At 62.6% G+C, this 8,886-nt stretch carries 10 protein-coding genes; 2 read left to right on the top strand and 8 right to left on the bottom strand.

From position 1 onward, the window contains the following. Nucleotides 1-158 precede the first annotated feature (158 nt). Nucleotides 159-689, bottom strand: coding sequence for an O-acetyl-ADP-ribose deacetylase (locus tag VIE67_RS08430; RefSeq protein ID WP_332025176.1), 531 nt, complete (start codon nucleotides 687-689; stop codon nucleotides 159-161). Nucleotides 690-843: 154 nt separating this feature from the next. Between VIE67_RS08430 and VIE67_RS08425 the strand changes: the two genes are divergently transcribed. Beyond that, the gene (locus tag VIE67_RS08425; protein WP_332025171.1) at nucleotides 844-1,599 is read left to right on the top strand and encodes a TrmH family RNA methyltransferase; all 756 of its coding nucleotides are present in this window, start codon (nucleotides 844-846) and stop codon (nucleotides 1,597-1,599) included. Nucleotides 1,600-1,642: 43 nt separating this feature from the next. Continuing rightward, nucleotides 1,643-3,859 (top strand): alpha-N-acetylglucosaminidase, encoded by a 2,217-nt coding sequence (locus VIE67_RS08420; RefSeq protein ID WP_332025170.1) that lies wholly within the window; start codon nucleotides 1,643-1,645, stop codon nucleotides 3,857-3,859. 419 nt (nucleotides 3,860-4,278) lie between these two features. Here the strand turns inward: VIE67_RS08420 and VIE67_RS08415 are convergent, their stop codons facing one another. The 7 genes from VIE67_RS08415 to VIE67_RS08385 form a co-directional block, all read right to left on the bottom strand. Beyond that, on the bottom strand, nucleotides 4,279-5,523 hold the full coding sequence (locus VIE67_RS08415) for an RNA polymerase sigma factor (protein WP_332025168.1): 1,245 nt from the start codon (nucleotides 5,521-5,523) through the stop codon (nucleotides 4,279-4,281). A gap of 24 nt (nucleotides 5,524-5,547) precedes the next feature. Beyond that, complete coding sequence (locus VIE67_RS08410) at nucleotides 5,548-5,898, bottom strand: YciI family protein (RefSeq protein ID WP_332025166.1); 351 nt, start codon at nucleotides 5,896-5,898, stop codon at nucleotides 5,548-5,550. 96 nt (nucleotides 5,899-5,994) lie between these two features. Beyond that, entirely contained in the window at nucleotides 5,995-6,855 is an 861-nt protein-coding gene (locus VIE67_RS08405; protein WP_332025164.1) for a CPBP family intramembrane glutamic endopeptidase, read from the bottom strand. A gap of 28 nt (nucleotides 6,856-6,883) precedes the next feature. Next, complete coding sequence (locus VIE67_RS08400) at nucleotides 6,884-7,315, bottom strand: EamA family transporter (RefSeq protein ID WP_332025162.1); 432 nt, start codon at nucleotides 7,313-7,315, stop codon at nucleotides 6,884-6,886. A 9-nt stretch (nucleotides 7,316-7,324) separates the two neighbouring features. Then, nucleotides 7,325-7,702, bottom strand: coding sequence for a cyclic nucleotide-binding domain-containing protein (locus tag VIE67_RS08395; protein ID WP_332025160.1), 378 nt, complete (start codon nucleotides 7,700-7,702; stop codon nucleotides 7,325-7,327). A 170-nt stretch (nucleotides 7,703-7,872) separates the two neighbouring features. After that, nucleotides 7,873-8,397 (bottom strand): 2,4'-dihydroxyacetophenone dioxygenase family protein, encoded by a 525-nt coding sequence (locus tag VIE67_RS08390; protein WP_332025158.1) that lies wholly within the window; start codon nucleotides 8,395-8,397, stop codon nucleotides 7,873-7,875. Between the two features lie 136 nt (nucleotides 8,398-8,533). Beyond that, nucleotides 8,534-8,764: a GDCCVxC domain-containing (seleno)protein gene (locus tag VIE67_RS08385; protein ID WP_332025156.1), complete on the bottom strand. Its 231-nt coding sequence runs from the start codon at nucleotides 8,762-8,764 to the stop codon at nucleotides 8,534-8,536. Nucleotides 8,765-8,886: the final 122 nt, after the last annotated feature.

Here is an 8,886-nt window from a genome sequence, read left to right as displayed (position 1 = left end):
AGCGTCGCGTGCGCGGACTTTACCCCATGGTTTGGTCCGAAAGCGTGCGGACGCTAACAATCCACTTTGACCAAGTCAAGGAATACCTAATATGCTGCGGTGCAGTGCGACGGTTCGCATGTTTGGCCATCTGAACGTGTGAGGCGGATTGCAAACCTCTACGTCGACGTGCTTCCCGCTGCGCGGCAGTAAGCGGCGACCATCGCAGAACCGAAGCAGCAGAACAGCACGCGCTCTGGCAGCGTCGGCAACCACGCTTGCGTTTCATGCAGCGCAATGGCGACGGCCTGTTCGGCCGGATAGCCAAATATTCCACAGCTGATCGCCGGAAATGCAATGCTACGGATCGATTGCTCTACGGCCAGCGCGAGCGCAGCGCGATAGCAACCGGCGAGCAAGTCCGCCTCGCCGCGTCCACCGCCGTACCAGACCGGACCGACCGTGTGGATCACATACTTCGCCGGCAGATCGAAACCCGGCGTGATGCGCGCTTCGCCGGTGGGGCAGCGCACATTCGGTCTGACTTGCGGCAGTGCGCGGCAGGCCACGAGCAGACCGGGTCCGGCAGCGCGGTGGATGGCACCGTCGACGCCACCTCCGCCCAGCAATGTCTCGTTCGCTGCGTTGACGATGGCCTCGACTTGCAGCGTCGTGATATCTGCTTCGATGATTTCGATCGATGAGGACATGGCGTCACCCATCCGCCTGCGATGCAGTTAGCATAGGCGCATGGACAAGAAAAATCCCGCTGGCGACAACCCGTGGCAGCATGCGCGCATAAAGCCGCAAACAACGCGCGAACCCGCTGCAAGGCCAGCTGCCCACGTGCAGGCGGAGGTTGCGATGCCCGCCCCCGCAACACGGCGCGGCGAGGAAATCCGCGTCTACGGACGCAACGCCTGCCTCGCCGTATTTGCGCGGCGGTCGCAGGATGTGCGCAAAGTATACTTGACCGAGGCGCGCATCGCCGATTTCAAATCCGTGCTCGCCTGGTGCGTCAAGAACCGCATTGGCTATCGGGTCGTCGAGTCGGACGATCTGGATCGCCTGACCGAGGCGCAACATCACGAAGGCGTGTGCTTCGACGTACGCCGGCAGGCGCCGTTGTCGCTGACCGAGTTGCTGCAGACCTGTGCGCCGAGCCAGCCTGCATTGTTGATCTGGCTTGACGGCGTCGGCAATCCGCACAACGTTGGCGCGATGCTGCGCAGCGCGGCAAACTTCGGCGTGCGCGGCCTGATCCTGCCGGCAGGCGCGCCGGCCCTGTCAGGTGCGGCGCTGCGTGTGGCCGAAGGCGGTGCGGAGTCCGTTGCGCTCGCGCAGGCGCATGCGGGCGAGGACGTGCTCGCGCTGCTGCACAACGCCGGATTCAAGGTCGCGGCGACAGTGCCACGCGACGGTGCGCCATTGTATAAAAGTAGCCTTCCGCTGCGGCTTGTGCTGATCTTCGGAGCGGAAGGAGAGGGCCTGTCCGCGGAACAGATTCGCCGCGCGGACCTGCGCCTGACCATTCCCGGCAGTGGCGCAGTCGAAAGTCTGAACGTCTCGGCCAGTGCGGCCGTGCTGTTTGCCGAGTACTGGCGCCAGCATGGCGGCTAGCGGGCGGCTAGCGGGCGCTTTGGTCGAAGTCATGATTCGCAGCGTGCGCAGCCCTGCCATGCATTTCATCGGCGTCTTGCTGGTCGCGTTTGTATCCATCGCCGAATGCGCAGATGCACCGCGCTTCGATTTACGTCCCGCCCAAGGTGTCGTGCAACGCGTGCTGGCCGGGCGATCGGCGCAAATCGACCTCGGTGCGATCGAAGCCAAGGATGGTCGCGAGCGCTTCCGTGTTTCCAGCGCGAATACCCGCATCAAAATCGAGGGCAGCTCGACCAGCGCGCTGCTGTTCGGCGTGAACTGGTATCTCAAATACGTGGCGCAGCTGCAGGTTTCGACCAACGGCAACCGGCTCGGCAGCGCGCATACGCTGCCGCTGCCGGACGCGACGATCGAGCACGAAGCTCTGTATCCGTATCGCTACGCGCTCAACCAGAACACCGACGGCTACACGATGCCGTACTGGGACTGGCCGCGCTGGCAAAAGGAAATCGACCTGTATGCGTTGAGCGGGATCAACGCGATGATCGTCGAGCGCGGCATGGACACCGTGCTGTATGAGACGTTTCGCGAGTTCGGCTATTCCGATGCAGAAATTCGCGGCTGGATCACCCAGCCCGCGCATCAGAACTGGCAACTGATGGGCAATCTGTGCTGCTTCAACGGGCCGCTTAGCCGCGAACTGATGCAGAAACGCGTGCAGTCCGCGCAGCAGATGATTGCGCGCCTGCGCGAGCTTGGTATCACGCCGGTGCTGCCGGGTTTTTACGGTATCGTGCCGGCCGATTTCCAGAAAAAATTTCCCGCCGCGCATGTGATCGCGCAAGGGGAGTGGGCCGGCTTCACACGTCCGGGCTGGCTCGATCCGCGCGATCCGATGTTCGCGAAAATCGCTGCCGCGTTCTATCGCCACCAGCGCGCGCTGTTCGGCAATTCGACGATCTACGATATGGAAGTATTCCAGGAGGGCGGTACATCGGGCGATGTACCCGTGCGCGAGGCGGCTGCGAAAGTGCAGGCCGTGCTCGACGCCGCGCATCCGGGTGCGAAATGGATGATGCTCGCCTGGCAGGGCAATCCGCAGCCAGAGTTGCTGGCTGGTGTCGATCGCAGCCGGCTGTTCATCATCGATATCGACCACGACCGCGTGCCGCGGGACGATCGCATGCAGGATTTTCAGGGTGCGCCGTTCCTGTTCGGCGGTATCTGGGCCTTCGGCGGGCGCACGACGCTGGGTGCAAATATCCACAATTATACCGAGCGCCTGCCGCGCATGGCGCGCGCCAATTCGAACCTGATCGGTACGGCCGTGTTTCCCGAAGGCATGGACAGCAATCCGTTCGCTTTCGACCTGTTCACCGAGATGGCCTGGCGTAGCGAACCGGTCGATGCGGCAAAGTGGACCGCAGATTATGTGCGGCGCCGGTATGGCGCGGCGGATGCGCATGCGCTCGCGGCGTGGAGCATCCTGCTCGACACCGCGTACAACATCCGGATCGATCAGGTCGAGTTCAACAGCGAGCGCGAGGCAGGGCAGGAATCGCTGTTCAATGCGCAGCCGAGCCTGGCCGCCTTTCAGGCCTCGCACTGGTCGCCGGTGGCATTGCGCTATGACGCCAGGAAATTCGCCGGCGCGCTAGCCGAGCTGCTCCAGGTCGATCCCGCGCTGCGCGGCAGCGAAACCTACCAATACGATCTGGTCGACATCGCGCGTCAGACTCTGGCCAACGAAAGCCGGCTGCTGTTGCCGCAGATCAAATCCGCGTTCGATGCGAAGGACCGTGAGCGCTTCGAGAAGCAGACACGGCGTTGGCTGCATCTGATCGACCTGCAGGATCAGCTGCTCTCGACCAATCGCTACTTTCTTGTCGGCACATGGCTCGACCATGTGCGCGGTTGGGCCTCGTCCGCCGAGGAACGCACGCGGCTCGATTACGACGCGCGCTCGATCCTGACCACCTGGGGCGACCGCAAAGCCAGCGAAGGCGCTGACCTGCACGATTACGGCAACAAGGATTGGGCCGGCTTGACGCGCGATTATTACCGGCGTCGCTGGGAAGTATACTTTACCGCGCTCGCCGAGGAACTGCGCACCGGCGTTGCGGCGAAGCCGATCGACTGGTTTGCGCTCGGCGACGCGTGGAATCGTGGCCGGCAACAGTACGCGACGCAACCCTCTGGCGATTCGTATACTGTCGCTGCGCGCGTCGCGAAAGAGTTGGGTATCCGAAAGGCCGATTACTCAGAAGTCAGTAAGTAGCACAACCCGAATGGCTGTTTCCCCTCTCCCCTTGCGGGAGAGGGTGGCGCGCAGCGCCGGGAGAGGGGAAGGCGCCGCAGGCGCCTGCTGCGCAGGCGTCACCCTCTCCCCAACCCCTCCCCCATCAAGGGGGAGGGGCTCATTCCCACATCAGCAAACCGCACAGCATCGATCCGCCCGTTCCCTTAATTCCTGACCAGCTTGTAATTCATGTGAAGATGCTCGTCATTCCGGCATGGATTGCCGGGATCCAGGCGTCAGGATGGCAGCCTGCAATCACTCAATGAGTTGGCATCCATGCAGTCTGGGTGACTCGCCGCATCCGCGGCTTGCCCTCCGGGCCATTCGCTCCGAGATGTTCGCTTCGGCATCCTGCCTTCGCAGTCCGGCAATCGATGCCGGGATGACTATGCTCTTTTTCATGCGGCACCGGTCAGCTCGACCAATCGGCCCGCCAGCAAACGGCGCTCGGGTTCGAGTTTCGCCGCGGCAAGGGCAACGCGGTAGGCCGCGGCCGCTTCCTCGCGCCGACCCAGGCGTTGCAGTAGATTCGCGCGCACGCTGGCAAGCAGATGCGAGTCGTCGAAGCTGGCGCGCGCGGCGAGCGAATCGAGCAGGTCGAGCGCGCGCGCCGGACCGTCGAGCATCGAAATCGCGACAATGCGATTGAGTTCGACGATGGGCGTCGGCTGCATGCGCAGCAAAACCTCATAGAGCCCGACGATCTGCGGCCAATCCGTGTCCGCGTGGCGCGGCGCGTGCGCGTGCAAGGCAGCGATCGCAGCCTGTACCGCATACGGACTAATGCGATCCGCAGTGCGCAGCGCACGTTCGAGCAAGGTCGCGCCTTCGGCGATCTGCGTCTGGTCCCAGAGCGCGCGGTCCTGGTCCTCGAGCAGAACGATGTCGCCGGTCGCAGTCGCCCGCGCCGCGCCGCGCGCGTCGTGCAGCAACATCAGCGCGAGCAAGCCCTGCACGTCGGAGCGGTTCGGCAACAGCGTGTCGAGCAGGCGGCCCAGACGGATCGCTTCGTTGCAGAGTTCCTGGCGCATCAGCGTGTCGCCGGACGTCGCCGCATAGCCTTCGGTGAAGATCAGATAGATCGTCGCGAGCACACTGTCGAGGCGTTCATCGAGCAGGGCGGGCGCGGGCGTTTCGTAGGGAATACCCGCGTCGCGGATTTTCTTCTTCGCGCGCACGAGGCGCTGCGCCATCGTTTCTTCGCTGACCAGAAACGCGCGTGCGACCGATTCGGTGGTGAGGCCGCAGATCGTGCGCAGGGTCAGCGCGATCTGCGCGTAGATATTCAGCGCGGGATGGCAGCAGGTGAAAATCAGGCGTAGACGATCGTCGCCGAAACGCGCCTCATCGATATCGTCGGATGTATCGAACGAGTCCGCCGCTGCCAAAACCTCCGGCGCGATTTGCGTCTGGAAGAGCGTTTGCCGGCGTCGGTGGTCGGCCGCCTTATGGCGACCGACCTGCACCAGCCATGCGCAGGGATTCTCAGGAATTCCGCTGGCCGGCCACTGCGCCACCGCCGCGGCAAACGCCTCGGCGCGGACTTCCTCGGCCAGATCGAAATCGCGCAGCACGCGGATCAGGGTGGCGAGCACGCGGCCCGCCTCCCGGCGAAACACCGCTTCGATCCCGGCGACGATCACGAGCTTGTGCGCGCCACCCGACGCTCAGCTGTAAACCATGATCGGCCGCACTTCGATGCTGCCGTGCTTTGCGCCGGGGATGCGTGCGGCGATCGCGATCGCTTCGTCGAGATCCTTCGCCTCGATCAGATAGTAGCCACCGAGCTGCTCGCGGGTCTCCGCGAACGGTCCGTCGGTGACGGCGATCTTGCCGCCGCGCACGCGTACAGTGGTCGCCGTCGCGGTTGGCTTGAGCGCGTCGCCGGCCTTGAACTGGCCGCCCTGGATGATCGACTGGGTGAATGCGCGATAGTCGGTCATCATGGTCTTCATTGCATCTTGGCTGAGGGCGCCGAATTCGGCTTCGTTCGAATAGATAAGCAATAAGTACTGCATGGGATTTCCTTGGTGATAGCGGCGATAGTGCCGTCCTCTAATCGAACAGGCGCGGCCCGGATCGACAGCGACGATTAAATATTTTCTATCGTTGGCTCAGGCTTGATCCAGCACGGGTAGTTCATCGCGCTTGCGCCAGACGATGATCGCACCGATCAAGCTGGCGATCGCGAGCCCCGCGCCGAATTCGTCGATATACCACGCGGTGTTGCCGGTGTTCGTGGTCAGCGGTGTGAAGATCAGCTGGATGAACATATTGTGCGCGCCGTGATAGATCGCCGCCGGCCACACGCTGCCCGAGCGCAGTCGCAGCCAGGCCGCGATGAAACCCGACGACACCACCATCACGGTAAAGCAGACCAGCGCGTACCACGCCGGCGTGCCTTCGTTGTAGTTGCTGAACAGGATCGACGGGTAATGCCAAGCCGCCCACATCAACCCGCTGATCAGGCCGACGCCTGCGAAGTTCGTCACCTTGGCCAACTCCGGTACGAGAAAACCGCGCCAGCCGATTTCCTCGCCAAGCGCACGCGCGGTTTTCGGAATGAAACCAGCGCTCATCGACAACAGCACGTAACCGATCAGCGCCGCCGGAATCGACAGATCGGAGAGTCCGTATTCTTTCGCCGCCTTGGCGACGAAATCGGCGTCGTAGAAACCGCCGAGGCCGCTCGACCAGACGACGAGATACACCGGCAGCGCATACAGCAATGGAATCAGGTAGGCCCAGACTTGATAGCGGCCCGAACCCCAGGACCAACCCAGATCGCGCACGCTTTCGCCAAACAAGCGCTTGGTCAAAAGCGCGGCGAGTCCGGGGCACCACATCACGCCGGTGATCAGGATCACGTTGCCGGGCGCGCGCCGGTCGAGTAGTTCGAACAGCGCGCTGAACAGTAGCGTGAGCGCGTAGAAGACGACGATCTTTTTCCACACGCGAACCTTGGCTGCGCTCATCGATTCCCCTGCGGCGTGGTTCGCCGGATTATTTTTTCCACGCCAGCACGAGTACGCCTGCGGCGACCATCAGGATACCGAACCATTCGCGCAGCGACGGCCGTTCGCCGAGAAACGCGAACGCAAACACCGCAACGAGAACGAGGCTCAACTTGTCCACCGGCGCGACCTGCGACGCATTGCCGATTTTCAGCGCGCGGAAATAGCACACCCACGATGCGCCCGTCGCCAGGCCCGACAGTATCAGGAACACCCAGGTCTTCGACGACAGCTCGGCCGGATTGCTCCACTTGCCGGCGAAGTATACAAATCCGCTCAGCACGATGAGGATGACGACCGTGCGAACCCAGGTCGCGAGATCCGAATCGACGCCTTCGATACCAACCTTGGCGAAAATCGCGGTCAACGCCGCAAACACGGCCGAAGCCAGTGCCCAGAAAAACCAGCTCGATACGCTCATCCAGCGAGGTTAGACCGGACCGATCGCTCCGGCAAGAAGGCGATCCATTTTGCGCAGCCGCTCAGCCATCACCTTCATCACGTGGATCGCGAAATTCGGCGTCTGCTGAACGAGGAACTGGAAGCGCCGCCGATCGATCTTGACCAGACGGCTTGCGGTCCTGGCCACGGCCGAGGCGGACCGTGGCGAGTCGTCGATCAGAGCCATCTCGCCGAGCACGGCGCCGTGTTCCGCGGTCTCGACGACCGCCGTGCCGACGATGATGTCGACGCTGCCATCCAGCACGACATAGACGAAGTCTCCCTTCTCACCCTGGCGGAAGACCGCTTGGCCAGGCGACAGATCGATAGTGTCGGTTTCCTGTCGAAACAGATCCGCTGGGTTCACGTGAATTCCTCTTGGGCAGTCAGACGTTGCTCTGGGCGGACGGCGCAGCGGTAACCATGCAGCGACGAGGGGCCACATCGTGGACATATTCGGGCCGTATTGTGACGCTGGTGTTACGAGTGGTCGCCAGTATCTGGGCCGACAGGCGCTGCTGCTGGCGACGCCGTCTTCTAGCGCACCAGCAGGTCCAACTGGCCGACGTCCATGCCGGTCTCGCGATAATGCTTCCGACTCAGCTCAAGCGCGGTGAATCCATCCTCGTAGGCAGCAAAGTTGCCGTCGACCGGCTTGTCCAGATAGATGAGGCCGCCCTCGATCATGAAGAGGATCAACGCCGGTTCCGGCGAGTCGTCGGTGATGACCAGCGTGTGCGCCTCGCCGGCCGGCTCGTAGATAAACGTGCCGGGCTTCGCGACCCAGTCATGCTCCAGGTAGCGCCAGTGACCGCGCATCGTGTACCCGCGAACGGTGCCGACGTGGTAGTGAACGCCGAGCTTTGCGCCGGGGAGACCTTTCAGCATGACGCTGAATCCGCCGGAAGTGACGTTGAAGCAGCAAGGCTGGAACCACACACCTTCGGCGTAGGGAACCCAGAGGCGATCGTCGTCGACATCGATGTTGGCGATGAAATGCTCGCGGCTTCTTCGACCGGGGTCGAGCCCATCGGTTACGCTGTTAAAGGCAATGATAGGCATGTGCGTCCCCTGGCAATTCAGCGTTGGAAGCATCTGTCTCCGCGCGAAACGGCAGGCCGTCCCGAGCGCGACTTCGAACAGTATGTTACCAATTGCGCTCTGACGCTCGAATTTCGCGGCGTCGCTGGAGCGAAAGTCAGCAGCAACACCCGGACGATGTGCCTGCGGCTTGAATCGGTGGGCACCTGACCGTGCCATATGAGCAGAACACACAACAATCGCCTGGCAACGGTTTGAGCAGATCTCCGCAGCCATCGCACTCGTAGAAATAGGTGCACGAATCCGTCGGCATCACTTCGGTCTTGGCATGGCCGCAAGTCGGGCACGTGAGCGTGGAGGACAGTTCAATGGCTGCTTGCGTGGACATTTGGCCGGTCCGGGTCGCTTGACGGAAGGGTCACACGTTCTCACGATGTGTCTTCAAACTGGCGTACCACTGGCCGGAAAGAAGAAAACGCCAGTAGTTGCAGAATTGCTCTGCATAGAGGC

This window comes from Rudaea sp. (genome assembly GCF_036560865.1).
In the GTDB taxonomy this organism is placed as follows: Bacteria; Pseudomonadota; Gammaproteobacteria; order Xanthomonadales; family Rhodanobacteraceae; genus Rudaea.
This window is presented reverse-complemented; position numbering and strand designations above follow the sequence as displayed.

Excerpts from the sequence above, each read along its gene's own strand:
- VIE67_RS08425 (WP_332025171.1), top strand. The coding sequence starts at position 844 with ATGCCCGCCCCCGCAACACGGCGCGGCGAGGAAATCCGCGTCTACGGA.
- VIE67_RS08400 (WP_332025162.1), bottom strand. The coding sequence starts at position 7,315 with ATGAGCGTATCGAGCTGGTTTTTCTGGGCACTGGCTTCGGCCGTGTTT.
- VIE67_RS08410 (WP_332025166.1), bottom strand. The coding sequence starts at position 5,898 with ATGCAGTACTTATTGCTTATCTATTCGAACGAAGCCGAATTCGGCGCC.
- VIE67_RS08405 (WP_332025164.1), bottom strand. The coding sequence starts at position 6,855 with ATGAGCGCAGCCAAGGTTCGCGTGTGGAAAAAGATCGTCGTCTTCTAC.
- VIE67_RS08385 (WP_332025156.1), bottom strand. The coding sequence starts at position 8,764 with ATGTCCACGCAAGCAGCCATTGAACTGTCCTCCACGCTCACGTGCCCG.
- VIE67_RS08430 (WP_332025176.1), bottom strand. The coding sequence starts at position 689 with ATGTCCTCATCGATCGAAATCATCGAAGCAGATATCACGACGCTGCAA.
- VIE67_RS08390 (WP_332025158.1), bottom strand. The coding sequence starts at position 8,397 with ATGCCTATCATTGCCTTTAACAGCGTAACCGATGGGCTCGACCCCGGT.